This window comes from Oceaniserpentilla sp. 4NH20-0058 (assembly GCF_040371755.1).
Classification (GTDB): Bacteria; Pseudomonadota; Gammaproteobacteria; order Pseudomonadales; family Oceanobacteraceae; genus Bermanella.
Window position 1 is genome coordinate 120,116 of the sequence record NZ_BAABWE010000010.1, and the last position, 18,606, is coordinate 138,721.

The 18,606-nt window shown below is 42.3% G+C and carries 19 protein-coding genes; 11 read left to right on the top strand and 8 right to left on the bottom strand.

Going from position 1 to position 18,606, the window contains the following annotated elements; genetic code table 11:
* Window positions 1-35 precede the first annotated feature (35 nt).
* From ABWV45_RS13500 to ABWV45_RS13545, 10 genes are all read left to right on the top strand, one after another.
* Window positions 36-530 carry a GspH/FimT family pseudopilin gene (locus ABWV45_RS13500; protein ID WP_353352244.1) on the top strand — a complete coding sequence of 165 codons (495 nt, stop codon included), beginning with the start codon at window positions 36-38 and terminating at the stop codon, window positions 528-530.
* A complete protein-coding gene (locus tag ABWV45_RS13505; RefSeq protein ID WP_353352245.1) occupies window positions 521-1,153 on the top strand; it encodes a hypothetical protein in 633 nt (210 codons plus the stop codon). Before ABWV45_RS13500 ends, ABWV45_RS13505 begins: the two co-directional genes overlap by 10 nt.
* The gene (locus tag ABWV45_RS13510; RefSeq protein ID WP_353352246.1) at window positions 1,153-2,010 is read left to right on the top strand and encodes a PilW family protein; all 858 of its coding nucleotides are present in this window, start codon (window positions 1,153-1,155) and stop codon (window positions 2,008-2,010) included. The genes ABWV45_RS13505 and ABWV45_RS13510 overlap by 1 nt, the downstream gene beginning before the upstream one ends.
* Window positions 2,007-2,546 carry a pilus assembly PilX family protein gene (locus ABWV45_RS13515; RefSeq protein ID WP_353352247.1) on the top strand — a complete coding sequence of 180 codons (540 nt, stop codon included), beginning with the start codon at window positions 2,007-2,009 and terminating at the stop codon, window positions 2,544-2,546. The genes ABWV45_RS13510 and ABWV45_RS13515 overlap by 4 nt, the downstream gene beginning before the upstream one ends.
* A 10-nt stretch (window positions 2,547-2,556) precedes the next feature.
* Complete coding sequence (locus ABWV45_RS13520; RefSeq protein WP_353352248.1) at window positions 2,557-2,877, top strand: hypothetical protein; 321 nt, start codon at window positions 2,557-2,559, stop codon at window positions 2,875-2,877.
* Between the two features lie 9 nt (window positions 2,878-2,886).
* Window positions 2,887-6,333 carry a pilus assembly protein gene (locus ABWV45_RS13525; protein WP_353352249.1) on the top strand — a complete coding sequence of 1,149 codons (3,447 nt, stop codon included), beginning with the start codon at window positions 2,887-2,889 and terminating at the stop codon, window positions 6,331-6,333.
* Window positions 6,334-6,347: 14 nt separating this feature from the next.
* On the top strand, window positions 6,348-6,737 hold the full coding sequence (locus tag ABWV45_RS13530) for a type IV pilin protein (RefSeq protein WP_353352250.1): 390 nt from the start codon (window positions 6,348-6,350) through the stop codon (window positions 6,735-6,737).
* Window positions 6,725-7,255: a T6SS immunity protein Tdi1 domain-containing protein gene (locus ABWV45_RS13535; RefSeq protein ID WP_353352251.1), complete on the top strand. Its 531-nt coding sequence runs from the start codon at window positions 6,725-6,727 to the stop codon at window positions 7,253-7,255. Before ABWV45_RS13530 ends, ABWV45_RS13535 begins: the two co-directional genes overlap by 13 nt.
* A gap of 105 nt (window positions 7,256-7,360) precedes the next feature.
* Complete coding sequence (locus ABWV45_RS13540) at window positions 7,361-8,125, top strand: alpha/beta hydrolase family protein (RefSeq protein WP_353352252.1); 765 nt, start codon at window positions 7,361-7,363, stop codon at window positions 8,123-8,125.
* Window positions 8,126-8,208: 83 nt separating this feature from the next.
* Window positions 8,209-8,841: a MarC family protein gene (locus tag ABWV45_RS13545; protein ID WP_353352253.1), complete on the top strand. Its 633-nt coding sequence runs from the start codon at window positions 8,209-8,211 to the stop codon at window positions 8,839-8,841.
* Window position 8,842: 1 nt separating this feature from the next.
* Here ABWV45_RS13545 and ABWV45_RS13550 read toward each other — a convergent pair whose 3' ends face one another.
* From ABWV45_RS13550 to ABWV45_RS13560, 3 genes are all read right to left on the bottom strand, one after another.
* A complete protein-coding gene (locus ABWV45_RS13550) occupies window positions 8,843-9,283 on the bottom strand; it encodes a hypothetical protein (protein WP_353352254.1) in 441 nt (146 codons plus the stop codon).
* Between the two features lie 16 nt (window positions 9,284-9,299).
* On the bottom strand, window positions 9,300-10,538 hold the full coding sequence (locus ABWV45_RS13555; protein WP_353352255.1) for a DEAD/DEAH box helicase: 1,239 nt from the start codon (window positions 10,536-10,538) through the stop codon (window positions 9,300-9,302).
* A 92-nt stretch (window positions 10,539-10,630) separates the two neighbouring features.
* Window positions 10,631-12,562, bottom strand: coding sequence for a beta-ketoacyl synthase (locus ABWV45_RS13560; protein WP_353352256.1), 1,932 nt, complete (start codon window positions 12,560-12,562; stop codon window positions 10,631-10,633).
* Window positions 12,563-12,775: 213 nt separating this feature from the next.
* Between ABWV45_RS13560 and ABWV45_RS13565 the strand changes: the two genes are divergently transcribed.
* Window positions 12,776-13,759, top strand: coding sequence for a GlxA family transcriptional regulator (locus ABWV45_RS13565; protein ID WP_353352257.1), 984 nt, complete (start codon window positions 12,776-12,778; stop codon window positions 13,757-13,759).
* A 12-nt stretch (window positions 13,760-13,771) separates the two neighbouring features.
* On the opposite strand, the gene arfB is transcribed toward ABWV45_RS13565, so the two are convergent.
* From arfB to ABWV45_RS13590, 5 genes are all read right to left on the bottom strand, one after another.
* Entirely contained in the window at window positions 13,772-14,182 is a 411-nt protein-coding gene (gene arfB / locus ABWV45_RS13570; protein WP_353352258.1) for an alternative ribosome rescue aminoacyl-tRNA hydrolase ArfB, read from the bottom strand.
* Window positions 14,183-14,309: 127 nt separating this feature from the next.
* Window positions 14,310-14,990: a Fe2+-dependent dioxygenase gene (locus ABWV45_RS13575; protein ID WP_353352259.1), complete on the bottom strand. Its 681-nt coding sequence runs from the start codon at window positions 14,988-14,990 to the stop codon at window positions 14,310-14,312.
* Between the two features lie 91 nt (window positions 14,991-15,081).
* Window positions 15,082-17,382, bottom strand: coding sequence for a TonB-dependent receptor (locus tag ABWV45_RS13580; RefSeq protein ID WP_353352260.1), 2,301 nt, complete (start codon window positions 17,380-17,382; stop codon window positions 15,082-15,084).
* Window position 17,383: 1 nt separating this feature from the next.
* On the bottom strand, window positions 17,384-18,190 hold the full coding sequence (locus ABWV45_RS13585) for an energy transducer TonB (RefSeq protein ID WP_353352261.1): 807 nt from the start codon (window positions 18,188-18,190) through the stop codon (window positions 17,384-17,386).
* Window positions 18,190-18,597 (bottom strand): ExbD/TolR family protein, encoded by a 408-nt coding sequence (locus ABWV45_RS13590; RefSeq protein ID WP_353352262.1) that lies wholly within the window; start codon window positions 18,595-18,597, stop codon window positions 18,190-18,192. The genes ABWV45_RS13585 and ABWV45_RS13590 overlap by 1 nt, the downstream gene beginning before the upstream one ends.
* Window positions 18,598-18,606 lie beyond the last annotated feature (9 nt).

The window sequence follows — 18,606 nt, forward strand, 5'->3', positions numbered from 1 at the left end:
AGGCACCTGTTTATCTAAGGTCTTAAATAGAGCCTATGAAAAAAGAATACGGCTTAACACTCATCGAACTTATGGTCTCCATGCTGATACTGACAATTATCCTCAGTGCAGGGGTTCCATCACTTAAATCCTTTCTTGATAATAAGCAATTAAGTGTGGTTGGACCTATATTTGAAAAAACCCTTCGCTTAGCCAGAACAGAGGCCCGCAAAGGCAATCAAAACATTAGAATTAGTCCCATCGGAGATGGAAAAGATTGGTCAAACGGCTGGTTAATACAACGAGTGATTGATGCTGAAAACAATGTCGTAGAGTTAATTCGACGCTTTGAAGCCTTACCTGGCAACCCTAGCTTTACCAGTGAACAGTTTAGTCAAGATAACCCAATTGAATTAAGATCCACCAGCGGCCAAGCTGAATCCATTGGTGAATTAGAGTTAACCCTTAATGGATGCCCCGACAACGTCAAATTTACATATCGCCTGTTACTTTCCGGCCACGTAACTAGGAGTACTGGAACATGCTCTTAAATAAAAACCAATTAGGTATCGCCATGATTGAAGTCATGGTCACCGTTTTAATTGTCACCATTGCAGTTTCAGGCATGGGCCTTATGCTACTTCGTGGGATACAAGCTACTCAAGATAGCTCGCAAAAATCTCAAGCCATGTGGATAGTGGAAGATTATGTTGGCCGTATGCGGGCAAACCAAGCAGGTGCGCGCGGTGGCTTTTACGCTCTTAACCCCGAAGATATTGATTGTGAAGCTCCACCAACACAATTATGCGCCGAAACCTACGAAGATGGAATACATAAAGGTGCCGATGATTGCAGCATCGATGAAGCCATCCAAGACAAAAACAAAATGGCGACATTTGACAAATGGATTAGCACCTGCGGTTTAAGCCCCTCTATTTACGACAGCCCATCAGATTTTATTTTAAACCCAAGACTCACCTCAAGGTGTACCAAAGAGAGCGATAGGACTAGTAACTACACGGGTAACAAGGACTGCATTCAGTACTCAGTATCCTTAAAGTGGCAAACTCGACTCAAGCAAGTGGCCAAAGAAGAAGATGATGATGATGAAGAAAAAGAAAAAGAAAAAGATACCAATGTAAGTGAATACACCATGGTAGTGAGGTTCAACTAATGAAGCAGCAACAAGGTTTTACTCTAATTGAATTAATGATTTCCGGTACCATTGGTATTTTTGTTATCACCGGATTACTCAATCTATTTATCACCACAAATAAAACCATCACGCTTTCAGACGCCATGTCCAGAAATCAAGAAACTGGGCGTTTTGCCATGGATTACATGACAACATTTCTTCGTCAAGCTGGTTACAGCGAGGATTCAACTCAACCCCTTTCACCTATATTTGTATCAACAGGTAGCACAGATAATACATTAATCAATTGTACTGATCCCGCACAAGCACAAGCCTGTAGCGTTAATAACCCTGAAAATGAGCCTATATTAGGGGACCGACTATCCATCCCTTTCAATATAGGTGGCAATGCAGGAGATGAAAGCCGTGCCTGTACCGGCACCATAATTGGCGGCACAGCCAACGGCCCGCAAAGGCTGGTTACGGTTTTTTGGGTCAGCAGCGATGAGGATACCTTAAACGAATTAAGGTGCCGTATATTTGACCGAGACGCAAATGGCTGGCTAGATAACCCTGTTTCTATCATCAATAATGTTGAATTATTTGAGTTTCAAATTGGGGTCTCACAATTATATAGTGACCCACATGTATCTCAATACATCAATGTGGGTTCTTACGGCACCCAAGACATTACTCCTGATAGAATTCGCAGTATACGTATTGCACTGCTCACCACCAGCCAAGAAACAGACCATGCAAGTAGAATTAATAGCACATCAAAGGAAAGAATTTACAACTTACTTGATGCACCACTTTATTCTGTAACCGATGGCAACCTTCGAAACATTTTCATGAATACTATTGAGCTACCTAACATGATCGGAGGTGCAATGTGAACATACGGCCATTACCAAATCAAAGCGGCTCTACTTTAGTTATTGCATTAGTGTTTTTACTCATTATTACAGTGGTTGCTGTTTACTCCCTTGAAAGCAGTACCATACAAAGCCGCATGGTAAACAACAGCTTATTCACAACGCTAACTTACCACGAGTGCCGTAACGAGCAAGAAGCACAATTATTGAGATTTAATATCGATGAAGGGGCCGCTATTGGGCCTTTACTTACTATTGCAGGAATACCTGAAGACGCATTAGAAGCAGATAGTTACCAAGATCTATTAAGTGCTCTAAACACCACACAATCGACCATAATAGATGACAAATACGCGCCTCAATCAACAATCACTGTTGCTTGGAGTTATATTAAAGATGCCCCAGCAGGTAGAGACGGCTACGACATAGACACTGAAAGCCAGTTTAAATCCTATATCTACGAAACAACCTGCAATGCAGTATTTAACACAACGTCTAATAATCAAACTTTAGGTGCCGTCGTTAGTGGCCTTAAGCAGTCTGGCGTTATGAATTAAGGAAAAACCAATGAAAATATTATTATCTACTTTGCTACTCTGTTTATTCACTTCAATACTACATGCAGAAACGCTAAAGCATAAAACATCAGCTCTAGAAACCAATGGCATTAAAGTTGAATTTTTTAGCAGTTCTAATTACGGTGTAATTACACCTATTGGCTGCAGCTACTGCTTACAAAAGACCTATAAATTTTATAGTGATATAAACATCAACAAAAAAGGGAAAACAACAACACTTCAATCCCTGTTAGCAGAATATTCCAGAGCAAAATACCCAACCATATTTATTAATTTAGACTCGAATGTAGTCTATAAACTAAATTATTAGGAGTAAATTATGAATAGGTTCGTTATTTACTTTGCTCTAATAGCATCTTCTATCGTCAATGCAGACGACACTGAAATCTATGGTGCCAACGCCATTGACCCAGATAATAGAATAAATTCGAATGTCCTCTTTATTATGGACACATCTGGAAGCATGGATAGAGACGTAGAAACAGCATTAGAGGAATATGACCCATTAACGACATACAGCGGAAATTACGACGTTGGTCAATTTTATAATAGCCTTAATGATAGCTCAAATGATGGGCACAATCTTTCGACTTTAAGCGGCGAAAATTCAAGTGGGTGCAGCTCAACAATCGAAGCTCTTGAAACTGAAGGGCGTATTTCAGGAACATATGCACAATATCGTAGCAGTAGGAGAAGAGTTTCCTGGAGGAGCCTTAGTGACGGAAATCAATCTGACATAAGGTGTAATCAAAGCTGGTCTGACCGTAGCTATATTTTATATAGCGGAAATTACATGAATTACTATCACGGTGAAGCAATTGAAGTCAAAACCCGATTAGAGACTGTGGTGGATATAGTTAATGACCTTACGTTATCTTTGAATAATATTAACTTGGGGTTGATGCGCTTTTCAAGTGATTCCGATGGAGGAATGATCGATATCCCTATATCAGACATATCCACATCAGGAGAACTAATTCGAAATAAATTAGCTGAATATGTCGACAATGGTCCTAATGGAGGCACACCTCTTTCTGAGGCTTTATATGAAGGAATGCTCTATTTAAGTGGCGGGGATATGGATTACGGTTCTGACTCAACACCAAATACAAGTACCAGTGACTCATTACAAGAGGATGGAGAAACCTATAACTCCCCTATTGAACAAGCTTGTCAAAAGAACCACATCATCTTACTTACTGATGGTGAACCAACAAATGATGATAATGCAAACAGTAAAATCCAAAACTTAATTGCAAATATGGCATTACCATCTGCGCTGAATAAATCATGCTCAGGAAGCGGAGAGTGCCTAGACGAACTAGCATATTGGGGACGTAATACTGACCACTCTAGTAGTGTAACTGGTAGTCAAGAAATCACCACTTATACAATTGGCGGGTTTGATGATTTAGGCACTGATAATAACGATGACACAGAAAGTGATGCGGTTACCCTATTAAGACGTACAGCTGACTATGGCGGCGGTAAATTTTTTGCAGCTCGAGATTCACAGCAATTAGCTTCAGCCTTAGATTCAATATTTTTAGATATACTTTCTACAGACTCAACTTTCACAGCACCAGCCGTTTCTGTTAACGCCTTTAATGCATCTGAGCACAGAGACGAACTATTTTACGCATTATTTAGACCTGCTGATAATTTTAAATGGGCAGGAAATTTAAAACGCTATCAGTTGACTCAAGAAGGAATTGTTGTGGGTGCTAACTCTGATAGTCCTGCTATTAGTACTGCAACGGGCTTTTTTAATGAAGGGGTATTCGATTTTTGGAATAATACAGATGAAGCTGACGGGAAGAAGGTCAATTTAGGTGGAGCTGCAAACCGAATTCCTGTTGTACCAAGCAATCGATCAATTTACACAAATAACTCCAGTGGTGATTTAATTTCATTGAATAGTGCAGAAGGTGCTTCACGAGCTAGCTTTAATATGAGTGATGAGGCATACGACGATGACGATTTTCAAGATGTTCTCGACTGGACGCTTGGTGTTGACATTCTAGATATGGATGGCGATAACGATACCGAAGAAACACGTCAACAACTAGGTGATCCACTGCATAGTGAACCTGTTGTGATCACCTATGGTGGTACTGAAGAAAATCCGGACAGTACAATCTTTTTTGGTACTAATGAAGGTTTCATTCATGCTGTCGATACCACTACCGGTGAAGAACAATTTGCATTCTTGCCTAGCGAGTTTCATGCAACGCAAAAGTCATATTACTACAATGTAGGCGCAGCAGCCGATAAACCTTACGGCATGGACGGTTTAATTACCTCTTGGTTTTACGATAAAAACCGTAACAATTTAATCATCAACCCAGAAACAAACCAACTTGAAGAAGATGAACATATTTATCTTTATGCGGGCATGCGCCGTGGTGGCCGTGGTTATTACGCACTGGATGTTACAGACAGAAGCAACCCTAAAATGCTGTTCAAAATTGAAGGTGTAGGTGATGAAGATGAAGGTGAAGGTGAAGGTGAAGGTGAAGGTGAAGGTGAAGGAGATACTTCTGGCGATGACAATGACTCTAATCCATACCGTAAGCTGGGCCAAACATGGTCTAAAATGACCGTAGCTAAAATTAATCACCCTGATGAAAACGGTGTCCTTAAAGAAACACCTGTATTGTTCTTTGGTGGTGGATATGACGAATCCCAAGATGATAACCCTACTCGCCAAAGCGACAACGTAGGCAATGCCATCTTTATGGTGCATGCACAAACAGGTGATTTACTTGGTTGGACAAGTGATGAAAATAGTGGCGCAGATATTATCATCAATGAGATGGTCAATAGTATTCCAGCAAGCCTTTCTGTGGTTGATATCAACGGTGACGGCTTAACCGATTATTTATTTGCAGCTGATATGGGAGGTCGCGTATTTAGAATAGACTTCCCCGGTGGCTCAACCGTTGATGCAACTGGTGGAATGATAGCCAACTTAAATGATGGCACTGTCGAGAATAACCGCCGTTTTTATAACAAACCTAATGTAGCGTTAGTAAAAGATAGGCAGCGCGGCGACTATTTAACCATCGCCATTGGTTCTGGCCACCGTGCCCACCCAGTGCAAACAACCGCTGTTAATAACCGTTTTTATGTGATTAAGGATTTCCATCCATACTCAGCACCGAGTAGTTACACCGCTAAAACCGAAGCCGCTACCACTAAAACCAGCCTTGGTGATACTGAAAATCCAGATCCATCATTACTCTACAATGCCACCAGTTTAATGACAGGCGGGGCTTCGGAATTTACAAATGATATGCCGAGAATAATGGCCGACGGTGGCGGCTGGTACGTTACATTAAGCACTGGTGGCGAAAAAGTATTGGCAGAATCTACCACGTTCTCTGGTGCGGTTATTTTCACTACATTCTCCCCCACCGGTGCAACCAGTAACGCCTGTGGCGCAGATACCGGTTTATCCAGAACTTATGTATTGGATCAAAAAAATGCAATGGCCGTCATTGATCTTAATGGAGACGGCAATATCGATGCAAACGATGCCTCTAAATCTCTTGCTCACTCTGGTATTGCCCCTCGCCCTGTGGTGATATACAGAAGTGGTGGTGGTAAAACCATTGCCATTGGTACAGAAACGATTGATGACTCTCGTTTCAACCCCAATCCAAAGTCTGATTGTCCTAGTGGCTCGTCATGCAAAACTGACAAGCCAAAATGTCTGGGGGCAAACTGTTATGTCAAACCAATGTACTGGCGCCAGAATAATTAAAAAAAGGTTCAAATATGAAGCAGCTGGGTTTTAATTTAATTGAATTATTAATTGTAATGGTCATAGTCGGGATTATTGCCAGTATGGCTTTACCCTCTTACCAGAGCTATGTAATAAGAGCGAATAGAGGTGAGGCCATTAACTCCCTGTTGGATATTATGCGAGCACAAGAAGACGCTTTTATCAATAACTCCGGCTATACAACGGCTTTAACTGATCTGAACTATGATTCAAACCAAACCAGTTATTCAGGTAAATATGTCATATCCGCAAAAAAATGTAGTAGTGGTGGAGAATTAACAGAATGTATTGAGTTAGTAGCTACACCTCAAGGCAGCCAAGCCGTTGATGGCAACCTTACTTTAAATAGCCGAGGTGAACGAACCGGAAAATGGCCGGAATAATTTATCGTCACAAATCAAAAGCCAGCTTTGCTGGCTTTTTTTATGGCACAATAACGCCCATCCATTTAACCATATTTGAAATTATGAATATTTTAGAAAGTGTAAAGTCCCATTGGGGTTGGTCGGGCATCGACCCTACAACCATTATCGCTGAAAATGAGTTTGGTAACTTAATCATGCAAGATGAGGACAACCGCTTCTGGCGATTATGCCCAGAGGACTTGTACTGTGAAGTCATCGCTGACGACAAAGACGAATACAACGACCTAGTAAAAGATGAAGAGTTTAACCAAGACTGGTTCATGGAAGTCATGGTGTATAAGGCCACCGAAAAATATGGCGCCCTTGAAGAAGGCATGAAATTTCACATGTTAGAACCTGGTGCGCTTGGCGGCAAATATGCACCACATAATATCAAACCCATTGCCTTTGAACGCATTATTAAGTTCTCAGGTGAACTTGCCCAGAAAATCAGCCGTGCAGGTGGAAAAAAGGTTAATTACACCCCTTTAACCTAGTTTTTTAGTCGGATTTAATTGCAATAAGACACAATGGGTCGTACATTTATTATTGGTTAATATTTTTGCACTGTTACAACTAAAAGCTGTCGATCTGAGAAGTCTATGTCCAAACACCGCACCAAATTGGAAATCCAAGGTACTCAAGGCACTCTTGCCGCCATCCTCGAAAAACCCGGCCCACACCCTAAAGCCTACGTAATATACGCCCATTGCTTTACCTGCGGTAAAGATAGTTTAGCCGCATCACGAATTAGCCGAGGCTTAGTGGCTCAGGGATTTGCTGTGTTACGTTATGATTTTGCGGGCATTGGTAACAGTGAAGGTGCATTCGAAGATACTAACTTCACAAGCAGTGTTGATGATTTAATAAAAGTCGCCGAACACTTAAAAGAGAATTACGAAGCACCAGCATTGTTAATTGGACACAGTTTTGGCGGTGCAGTGGTTTTAGGTGCAACCAACAAAATTAAAAGCATTAAAGGGGTCGTGACCGTTGCTGCTCCTTCAAAACCCTGCCATGTAATTAAACAATTCGCAGATTTTGAAGATGAAATCCAAGAAAAAGGCCAAGCTAATGTATTACTTTCTGGCCGCCCTTTTGTGATGAAAAAACAATTTTTAGATGATGTCTACAACCAAAACCAAGACGAAACCATTCGTAAGATGAAAACCCCATTATTGGTTTTCCACTCTCCTCGTGATACCACCGTATTAATTAAAGAAGCTGAGCATATTTATAACTATGCCAAGCACCCAAAAAGTTTCATTAGCTTAGAGCCAGCTGACCACTTACTTTCTAGCAGCAAACACGCCGCTTATGTGGCCTCCAGTGTTGCTGTTTGGGCTGAACACTACGTAGAAGAATGATCAAATAAAGCCCTCGCCAGCGAGGGCTTTACCTTTATTTAATCCCCTCTAAACTTCTAACATAGCCTTTTGAAATATTACTCATGTTAGAAGTATTTATAGTTGCTTTCACCACCTTTTTTGCCACCGTTGGCCCATTAGACGTAGCCGCCGTTTTTGCAGCCATGACTCTGGGTACAAAACGTAGCAAAGCGATCTCCATGGCCATGCGAGGTACGTTTATTGCCTGTTGCATTTTATTAGGCTTTGCACTTGGCGGAAAAGTGATATTGAGTGCCCTTGGTATCTCATTAGCAGCGTTAAAGGTGGCTGGTGGTATTTTGTTGCTATTGATTGCTATTGATATGGTATTTGCACGCACCAGCGGTGTCAGCAATACAACCGATGAAGAAACGGACGAAGCCAACAGCAAAAATGATATTTCTGTTTTCCCTTTAGCTACGCCTTTATTGGCGGGGCCAGGGGCTATGGGCGCTGCTATTTTATTAAGCACTCAGCAATCCCACGACCCGTGGAGACAAGCCATGGTGATTGCGGCCATTTTTTCAATTATGGGATTAAGTCTTTGCTTATTGCTATTGGCCACGCAAGTGCAAAGAGTGTTGGGCGTAACGGGTATGCACGTTATTTCAAGAGTATTTGGTGTACTGTTAGCGGCACTGGCTGTTCAGTTTATGTTTGATGGGATTGCAAACAGCCAAGTTTTTAGTCATTAACTTATGGGGTTTCAGTATTTTTCTCTGCTGTTTTAGGACTTTTCTCATGATTATTAAAAAAATCATCGGTTTTTTCAGCCAGAAGCATCTCTAACTCTTCAATGGTTTCTAATTCATCTTTGTCCATTTTTTGAAACGAGCTAGGCAATACTTCCACACCGTATTTTTTCCCTAACGCACAAATAGCCGGTAACGTCACCACCGCACCGGGAGCAATTGCGAGCACCAATAACCCCGCCATTTTATGCACATCTTTTAACTGCTCTAACGCGGCCTGTATTTCATTAGGTTCAGGCTTTTTACCATTGGGTAACTTTTGTGTTAACACATTAAAAAAAGTTTTCATCATGGCACTGGTTTCTTCTTTTTCCTGCTTTAAGCCTTGAATAGTTGAAGAGACTGATTCCATGTATTTTTTTTGTGCATTTAAATAACGTTTCATATGACCCTTTGCCCCACTATGAACGGCGTCGCTTTTGCCCTGTTTGTTGTCCAAAGGCTCTTTGTTTGGCGCGTCGTTTTTGTGCTGCTTTTGAATTCTTGCGATTAGTCGATGACTCTTTGGTTAAATCTGGCTCATATCCTGGAAACCACTGCTGGTTTAAGCGAGTATCCAATAACGCTTCGATTTCTTCCAGTAAATAATGTTCCTCACTATCAAGCAAAGATATGGCCAACCCTGCATCCCCTGCTCGCCCTGTGCGCCCAATGCGATGCACGTAGTCTTCTGCAATGTAGGGTAGTTCATAATTCACCACATAATTAAGTTGGCGTATATCTAATCCTCTTGCGGCTACGTCTGTGGCCACAAGCACCCGAACCTTGCCGCTTTTAAACTCTTTTAAGGCTTTTTCTCTTGCCCCTTGGCTTTTATCCCCATGAATGCTTTGAGTCACTAAACCATCTTTGTTCATTTCTTTGGCTAATGCATCAGCCCCTTGTTTGGTGCGAGTAAACACTAATACTTGTTGCCAGTTTTTACTGCCTATCAAATAAGATAAAAACTCCCGCTTACGTTCAGAATCCATGTTGTAAACGATTTGCTCAACTGGTTCTGCTACGGCGTTTCGTTGGGCAGTTTCGATGATTTTTGGTTGTTTCAACAAACTTTTACTTAACGCAAAAATGCTGTCATCTAAGGTTGCGCTGAATAATAGAGTTTGGCGATTTTTAGGTAATCGCTTTAAAATCATATTTATTTCATCAATAAAACCCATGTCCAGCATGCGGTCAGCTTCATCAAATACCAAGCAAGATAATTGACTAACATCCACCGTGCCTTTAAATAAATGGTCAATTAAACGCCCTGGTGTGGCCACCAGTATTTCAACTCCCTTTTTTAACGCCTCTACCTGAGCCCCAATACTGACACCACCGTAAACTATGGTGGATTGAATATGGGTAAACTGACTATAGGACTTAACGCTTTCAAATACCTGAACCGCCAGCTCTCGTGTGGGCGCTAGAATCAACACTTTAGGGGTTTGTGAGGGCTGAGACTGCTGCAAGAGTTGTTGCAAAATTGGCAGAACAAACGCGGCGGTTTTGCCTGTGCCCGTTTGTGCACCGGCTAACACGTCTTGTTTTTCTAAAACGTGAGGAATCACTTGAGCTTGAATGGGTGTAGGCTCGCTATAATCACGTGCCTGTAGTGCTTTTAATAAGCGCTCGTCCAGCGCCAAAGAAGAAAACCCCATTATCATCTCACCACACAAATAGATGTGCACAGTATATCAGATGACTCAGGGGCTAAGTGAAAGGTTTAGTTCTGTATTTTACGCAATCAACCCTATTCTTTTGTGGCTGCTACAAGCAAATCTGCATAAGTGTGGGTTTGTGGTAATGCCACCGCTTGAGCATAACCTGGCAGACTTACCGCTTGTTCGGTGATTTCAACTTTTGATTCGTCGATAGCTGCTTCCCCATAACGATAAATCACATTCAACTCACCGTTACTGGCTGCTAAATCGTAAGCTTGAGCCACTTCTTGAGTAAAGCCCACACGACTTTCATATTGCTCCATGGTATCCGCGCCATAGCGCTTTTTAAGCATGTCTTTAACAACAAACGGAGAAAGCACCACGGCACTCGCGTTATTTCCACCAAATCCTTTAGAGTTTAAAAATGCTACCTTCCACTCCTCTGGGGCCCGTTGAATATGCTCCATAGGAAGGTCCAAGTGTTCGTCTAAAACGTCTTGTGCAATATGATCAATACCACTGATTTTAGGTAACACACCATGTTCAAACACCCCTAAGGACACAACCAGTTGATCGCCACTGGCAGTGGCAAGTGAATGACCAAGATATGATTTAATCGCCGCCACTGGCCATTGTTCAATACCAAAGGTTTGCGCCACTTGATGATAAATTTGCGATTCGGTCACTCGGTTTAAAGGTGTACTTGAGCCGTGGGCCTGTATAAAGCTGTGCTTTTGCACCGCCTCTTTACCTAACAAAGCCACTGCAGACGACACCGCTTTTGCCATGGTAATCATATTACCGGCGCCAGTGGTTGAAATGGATTTTTTCAAACCGTCAGCATTCACAAATACATCGGTTACCGCACCATAGATTTTTGCCCCTAATTCAACGGCTAATTGATCATCCATCAATAAGGTGTACTGAGAGGACTCTGCAATAGTAAAGCCACAGTTAGTAGAAAACGGACGGCTGCTACGTCTTAAATCCAGCTCTTTATCTTCGTCTAATTTGCTGATGCCTTCCGCCGTTGCAAGGGCGCCCATGCTGGCATAGCCATCCATAATTTCGGGGGTAATTGGGGTTTCACTGTTCCCAACCAAAACCACCTTACGGCGACCACTTTGAATGTCATCAATACCCGCTTTTAAGTTATATAGAAAACTTGCACACGCACCGGTAATCGATGCAGTACCACCTACACTGCCTAGCACATAAGCGTTAATGAAATCCGCCGTCATACTGTTATGACCAAGTGGGCACTGCTTTGAAGTAATACGCTTACCTTGTAAACGGGACTGCAACATACCACCTAAACCCGCTTCATCTAGCTGGCCCATGATATTTGAAGAGTAAACCGCAATTTCATCTGGCTGAACGGAATCGGCAATGGTCTGCCAAGGAATACCTGTGCTGTTGATGGCATCAGAGGCCCCTAGAATGGCCATTTGCAATGAACGAGGGTGAAAACGAGACGCATATTTTTCGCTAGGCTCAAACCCAGTTGGAAATTGCCCAGCCCCTTTCACCACAAAGTCACGCACGCTATCCAGTTTTACTTCCACCGCTTGGCGAAGTTGCACTTTTACTTTACGTGCATCCAGTTCTTCAACGTGCCAGTTGTCTGGTATCACACTAGGTAATTGTTTTTTTGGTAATTCAAACTCGATTGGTGATGCTTCGCTGCTTTCAATGATCACAGATTGCTGCCACCGGCTGGCATCTACATCAAAGTAAGAGCTTTCAATGCGACGCACCAGAGTGCTGTCTAGAATGGTATCGCCGTACTGGGCATCTAACGCTTCAAGGGTTAATTCATTTCCTTGAAGGTCCTCATATGTGTTTTGAGCGCTTTGAGTAACACTCACTAGGCCCATTAACACCGCCAAATTTGCCAAAGTCTGTTGGCGAGTTTGCACATCTAATGAATCAATAATAAGACGACGGTAGCCATGATGAAAAGAACTACGACCAGCAGCGTTATAGCCACCAAACCCAACAATGACAGGCAAACTCGTCATGACACACCCCTAATATTCAAATCTATACCATAGTTTAGTGACAAGTTTGCAACCAATCTCTGTTATTCTGGCCAATTAAAGTGCTATTTTGGCCATATGAATTATTTCGCTTAATATCTAGGCTGAAGCGTAATTTACTAAGGTAACTTTGAAGATTTTTAGTGTTATTTTAGCCATTTATTAAGCTATACTCGCCATTAAGACGGAGGCACCATGAACCACATCACTTTTTTTTGTTGCGACCAAATGCTGGCCTCAAGTATGACCTTGCCAATTGAAATGATGCGCGCTGGGGAGAACGCCGCACAAGTTCAAAATCGTAATAGTACGGCCCTTACCATAGTAACGGCAGGCCTGACTCAAGAAAAAGTACAAACCGCTGCAGGGTTCAGCTTTATACCCGACTACCTAATTGAAGACCTACCTAAAACCGACATACTGTTTTTGCCAGCCTTGTGGCGAAATCCAAAACCCAATTTAAGGCGCAACCCAAAACTCATTGAGTGGATCAAACGCCTGCACAGCCAAGGTACGCTCATCTGCAGTGTGGGTATTGGTGTCAGTTTTTTAGCGGAAACAGGTCTACTCAATGATAAACCTGCCACCACTCATTGGTATTACTTTGATCGCTTTCAAAAAGATTACCCGAACATTCAGTTGAAGCGTCAGCACTTTATTGTGCAATCGGGTAGTCTTTACAGCGCGGCTAGTTTGAATTCACTGGCGGATATAACGGTTTATTTTCTGCAAAGAATTTACAATAAATTAGTGGCCATGCATGTGGAGCGTCACTTTTCTCACGAAGTTCGTAAAGCCTATAACAGTACAAGCTTTGTTAATGAACACAGCCAACATCCAGATGAAGACATCATTCAAATACAAGTATGGATGCAAAAACATTATCCAGAACCAATAACCATGGTGGAATTAGCAACAACATTTGATATTAGCTTACGCACTCTTAATCGACGCTTTAAGCACGCCACAGGCAGTACACCGTTGAGTTATTTACAGCAGTTAAGGATTGATGGGGCAAAAGATTTATTAAAAAATACCAACTTATCAATTTATGACATAGCTAGTAATGTGGGGTACTCAGATTTATCTCACTTTAACCGTTTATTTAAACGACTATTAGCCACATCACCGACACAATACCGTGAAATGGTGCGCGCAAAATTATTCAGCACGCAATAATTGAACTGTACGTTACATCACTCGGCCGCGTAATGCTTTGGTTTGTCCATGTTTGGTTTTCTTATCCATACGTTTCATTTTGGATGAACGTGAGGGCTTAGTAGGCTTGCGGGCTTTTTGAACCACGTTTACTTTTCGGATGAGTTCCGCTAGACGCTCTAATGCAGCCTGACGATTCAATTCTTGGCTTCTGTGTTCCTGACTCTTCATGACAATACAACCATCTTTGGTTAAACGATAGTCATTCAAAGCGAGCAGTTTTTCTTTATAAAATGCGGGCAAACTGGATGCATGAATATCAAAGCGCAAGTGAATAGCACTGGACACTTTATTCACATTTTGCCCACCCGCACCTTGTGCGCGAATGGCTTGTAATTCGATTTCATGGCTGGGGATCGAGACATTATTAGAGATAATCAACATATACGGCACACTAAACGTTTTCATCAGGTTAGCATATTTTAACCTGTGATCCGAGAAACAGATCAAACCGCCAGTAAGTGGCTCTGATTTCCTACTCTGAACATTGCCACTTTATTTTCGATAGCCGTCACATCACAGACCAGTCGCGTAACAAATTGTGATATAAGCCGCTTAAACGTCGCACTTCATGATCCGCAGCACCACGATCAGCTGTTAAAATTTGAATGGATTGATCTAATTCAAATAATTGTTCCCGACGGCTAGCATCAGGCACCATGCTTTGAATCCAAAAAAATGAGGCTATACGCTGACCTTTTGTCACTGGTTTTACTTCATGTAAACTGGACGATGGATATAAAATAATATCACCAGCATTGAGCTTCACCTCTTGCGCCCCAAATTGTGTTTCGATACTTAATTCACCGCCTTCATATTCATCCGCATCGGATAAAAATAACGTGGCAGATACATCCGAGCGCATTATGTTGCCATCTGGCAAGTGCATGATGGCACCATCAATATGCAACCCATAATGGCCGCCCCCTTGATAACAATTAAACCTTGGTGGAAAGACCGTATGAGGTAAAGTTGCCGATATAAATAAAGGGTGTTGCTGCAGTGCTTGTGTAATCACACGGCCCAGTTGTAGCGCCAGTTCTGATTGTTCGTCCAATTGTAAATTTGATTTCACATTGGCTGATAAACCACCTGCTGTGCGCTTTCCATCATGCCACTGAGCTTGCTCCATAGCTTGTCGTAAACGCAATGCATCATCGCGACTGATGATTTGTTCAATGGGTAGTAGCATGCCATCCTCTGTTACTTAGGCTGTTTCATCTCACAAGAAAAACACCGAGTAAACATTACTCGGTGTTTAACTTTTTAACTAACTCGAAGAGTTAGAATTCATAACTTAAGGTCAATTTTGCATTACGTGCATCACCTATGTAGGCAAAGCCACCGCTACGGTAAGCCGTTAAATAGTAATTTTTATCGGTCAGGTTAGCGATATTCAAACGAGCATTTAGGCGCTCGTTAAATTCATAGCTGGCAAATGCATCAAACACAGTGTACTCAGGTACACCACGCTCTTCATTGGCCGCACTATCAGGTTGACCAACAAACACTTCACTTGAGTAATTCACTGCTGCACCAAAGCTAAATTCGTCGGTTAGCTGATAACGCACTTGTGCATAGGCTGATTGGTCGGCAAAGTTCGCAAGTATGCCTCCCTCATCTTCGGCATCATTAGCTTCTAGTATTTCAGATTCCATAATCGACACGCCTAATTGCGTACTTAGGCGATCTGTAATGTTACCCACTAAAGACAGCTCAATACCTTTCACTCGGTTTTTGCCTGTGTTATAGGTACCATCCGTGTCATAGTCTGTGCCTTCCATCACGTCGTCTTTAGTAATTTGAAAGAGCGCCGCGGTTGCCAACAACTTATTGTTTAGCACATTCCATTTTGTACCGACTTCAATGTTTTCTACGGATTCTGGTTTGGCTTTATCAACATTTTCGGTACTTGAGCAAATGCCACCATAACCACAGCTACCACCCACATCTGATTCTCCACCATTAATGTTTGCAGCCGTACTATAAGTCACATATACATTACTATTATCGGTAATTTTATACACACCGCCAACATGGCCATTCCATAAAACATCATCGTATTTATATTCTGAAATAGTTGAATCACGATTAGTGACGATATTTTTATATTTAAAGGTATCAGCACGAACCCCTGCAAATAGGGACAGTGAATTCGATAGTTCGACGGTATCCATTGCGTATACTGATAAGGTATCAATGCTGTAATCAGAATCTTTATTACCTTTAGTAATACTGCGGCCCATTAAACTACCAAGATCATCAACATACTCACCACTGGCATCCACAATACAATAACTCTGCGACGCTGGGTTAGAACCACGGCCAGGCATTGCGCAATTTGTGGTACCGTTGTTTGTCACATTGTAAACACCGTTAACTACATTGTGCTGCGAGTATTCGCTACCAAACACAAACTGATGCTTCATACCAGCCAGCTCAGTATCCACCAACATGTTAAGTTGGTTAGCAAAGTATTCCACTTCCTGCCAACCTTGATGGGTACTTAATGAAATGGTATCAATTGCACCTGCTGGGTCGGATGCATCTCGTGTGCGCCCCCTTGCTCCGGTTACTACGTATCCATTATCTGTGGTGCCAAAGCGAGTGGCATTTTCTAAACGAATATGACTATTCACCTCATATAAAGCACGTAATGTGACGGTATCAACATTGGATTTTAGGAAGTCTTGTTCTTGCGCATACGCGGGCACATCGTGATTCACATTACCGCTTGTACTATCAATGTACGAGCCAAGATCATTACGATCAAATGCCGTTAAGTGATAATAATCACCAATGATTTTTAATTTATCTGAGGCTTGGTAAGTGGCAGACAATGCAACCCCGTTACGCTCCATGTCATTTGGCCCTCGATCTGGTACTTCTTTATATGTATGCATGATGTTGGCACGCACGGCCAAGTCTTCACTCACGGTTTGATTGCTATCTAACGCAATTCTTCGATAGCTATCTGTACCCAAACCCGCTTCTACTTTATTGAAATCATATTCTGTACTGGCCTGTTTTGTAATGCTATTCACTGCACCACCGGAAGACCCTCGGCCAGCAAACGTTGAGCTTGGCCCTTTGGTAATTTCGACTTGCTCTACTGCAAAACTTTCACGAGTCGTCATGCCGGGATCACGTAAACCATCAACAAACACATCCGAACGCGCTTCATGACCACGAATCACGTAGCGATCACCAAAGGCATTACCATTCTCGCCAGTACCTAACGTGATGCCCGGTTGCGCATCCAAGATTTCTTTTAAGTCGCTACGTCCAGACTCTTGAATCTGCGTTTGTGTTAATACCGTAATGGTTTGCGGCGTATCCGCTAAATCTTTTACATGACGGCTATCACCAGACACTTTTGCTTTATAAGGTGCGCCCGGTTCAGCGTATGGATTGGTGTCCACTGTGCGCTCTTCCACCTGCAATGGATCGAGCACAATCGCGTCTTCTGCTGTAGCAGTTTGAATCGCTCCGAATAACAGTGTAGGCAACCCAATTGTAATAGCCGCACTTGGCGCAAGACGGGACTTGCGCAACGTTAGGGATTTTTTATTGTTTGAACTCATGTTAGTCCTTAAAAGAAGAATTAGTAATCAATGTGAAATCGATGGGCTTAACCAGTGACAACTGTGTACGCTGTGGAACAAAATCATCAGGGACCCTAGGCAGTGGCGTTGCATCATCAAACACCTTCAACGCAGCCTCATCCAATAAGGCATAACCGCTTGACGTTTCAATGGATCGACGCAATACATTGCCCTGTCGATCAATCGTAAATGCCACACGGACCGTGCCTTCTTGTTTGTCTTTTTTGGCCGCGACAGGATAGCGTTGATGCTTTGCTAACCAGCGATTCATGTTGTTAATAAAATTTTTCGCTTGGCCTTTCATGCCGCCACCTTGATTCATATCTGCACGCCCCGTTGATTTGGTTGATGCTTGAGTAGGTGCCAAACTGGCTTCTTGATTTGGCTTTGCGTCTTCTCTCTCTTCTTCACTAAGCGAAGCTTCTGCTTCTTTTTTTATTTTAATCGGATCTGCTTTTTGTATTTTAAAACTGTCTGGTTTCAACGCCGTTTTTTCTATTGTTGGCGCTGTTAGCTTGGGTTTCTCAAGCGTCAGCTTTTGTTTAATTTCGTTTGTAGTCATCACCTTTTTTTTGATTTCAATAGGCTTAGGTTGCATTAACGCTGAAAGCCGCTCTTGTGCATTTGCATGAGAGCCAAGCTGGCCTAACCCTACCTCTACTCCCGTCTGGCCAGTCCCTTTTGCATCTCCATCCGTGGCTTGAACATCAACAGAAAGAGCATACAAAACACTGCCATGTAATAAGACGGCGCTTGAAAAAGCTAAGGTCCAACTAAGTTTGCCCACTATTGCGCCTCCATAGTGAACAACCTTAGTTGAATGTTTGTTGAACTTGGTATGGCCGAAATCAAAGTGTCTAATTGTTTAGCCGTGGCGCGGCCATCAGCAAACAAGGCGATAGACGTTGCCTGATTAACCGGAAATGCCGTTTTTAGCTGTGCCGCTTGAATCAATTCACCATTTAATTGAATTTGGCCATCACGTAACAATTCCAAATGCATTGATACCATTTGAGCGGTTTCTAATTTTTTAGACTCTGGCAGCCTAATAGACGCATCCTGTTGTGCTTTAATTTGCCCTGCCACCATGAAAAAAATCAGCAATAAAAACACGATATTGATTAAAGGAATCATATTGTCATCCGATGACTGACTGACTTTTTTATGACTCAACTCTTGTAGACTTTGCCACATAGAAAACTC

What these genes read in the sequence shown, in the direction of transcription:
- ABWV45_RS13510 (WP_353352246.1), top strand. Translation starts at nt 1,153, where the DNA reads ATGAAGCAGCAACAAGGTTTTACTCTAATTGAATTAATGATTTCCGGT.
- ABWV45_RS13560 (WP_353352256.1), bottom strand. Translation starts at nt 12,562, where the DNA reads ATGACGAGTTTGCCTGTCATTGTTGGGTTTGGTGGCTATAACGCTGCT.
- ABWV45_RS13555 (WP_353352255.1), bottom strand. Translation starts at nt 10,538, where the DNA reads ATGGGGTTTTCTTCTTTGGCGCTGGACGAGCGCTTATTAAAAGCACTA.
- ABWV45_RS13500 (WP_353352244.1), top strand. Translation starts at nt 36, where the DNA reads ATGAAAAAAGAATACGGCTTAACACTCATCGAACTTATGGTCTCCATG.
- arfB (WP_353352258.1), bottom strand. Translation starts at nt 14,182, where the DNA reads ATGTTGATTATCTCTAATAATGTCTCGATCCCCAGCCATGAAATCGAA.
- ABWV45_RS13565 (WP_353352257.1), top strand. Translation starts at nt 12,776, where the DNA reads ATGAACCACATCACTTTTTTTTGTTGCGACCAAATGCTGGCCTCAAGT.
- ABWV45_RS13590 (WP_353352262.1), bottom strand. Translation starts at nt 18,597, where the DNA reads ATGTGGCAAAGTCTACAAGAGTTGAGTCATAAAAAAGTCAGTCAGTCA.
- ABWV45_RS13575 (WP_353352259.1), bottom strand. Translation starts at nt 14,990, where the DNA reads ATGCTACTACCCATTGAACAAATCATCAGTCGCGATGATGCATTGCGT.
- ABWV45_RS13580 (WP_353352260.1), bottom strand. Translation starts at nt 17,382, where the DNA reads ATGAGTTCAAACAATAAAAAATCCCTAACGTTGCGCAAGTCCCGTCTT.
- ABWV45_RS13535 (WP_353352251.1), top strand. Translation starts at nt 6,725, where the DNA reads ATGGCCGGAATAATTTATCGTCACAAATCAAAAGCCAGCTTTGCTGGC.
- ABWV45_RS13545 (WP_353352253.1), top strand. Translation starts at nt 8,209, where the DNA reads ATGTTAGAAGTATTTATAGTTGCTTTCACCACCTTTTTTGCCACCGTT.
- ABWV45_RS13505 (WP_353352245.1), top strand. Translation starts at nt 521, where the DNA reads ATGCTCTTAAATAAAAACCAATTAGGTATCGCCATGATTGAAGTCATG.
- ABWV45_RS13530 (WP_353352250.1), top strand. Translation starts at nt 6,348, where the DNA reads ATGAAGCAGCTGGGTTTTAATTTAATTGAATTATTAATTGTAATGGTC.
- ABWV45_RS13525 (WP_353352249.1), top strand. Translation starts at nt 2,887, where the DNA reads ATGAATAGGTTCGTTATTTACTTTGCTCTAATAGCATCTTCTATCGTC.
- ABWV45_RS13550 (WP_353352254.1), bottom strand. Translation starts at nt 9,283, where the DNA reads ATGAAACGTTATTTAAATGCACAAAAAAAATACATGGAATCAGTCTCT.
- ABWV45_RS13540 (WP_353352252.1), top strand. Translation starts at nt 7,361, where the DNA reads ATGTCCAAACACCGCACCAAATTGGAAATCCAAGGTACTCAAGGCACT.
- ABWV45_RS13520 (WP_353352248.1), top strand. Translation starts at nt 2,557, where the DNA reads ATGAAAATATTATTATCTACTTTGCTACTCTGTTTATTCACTTCAATA.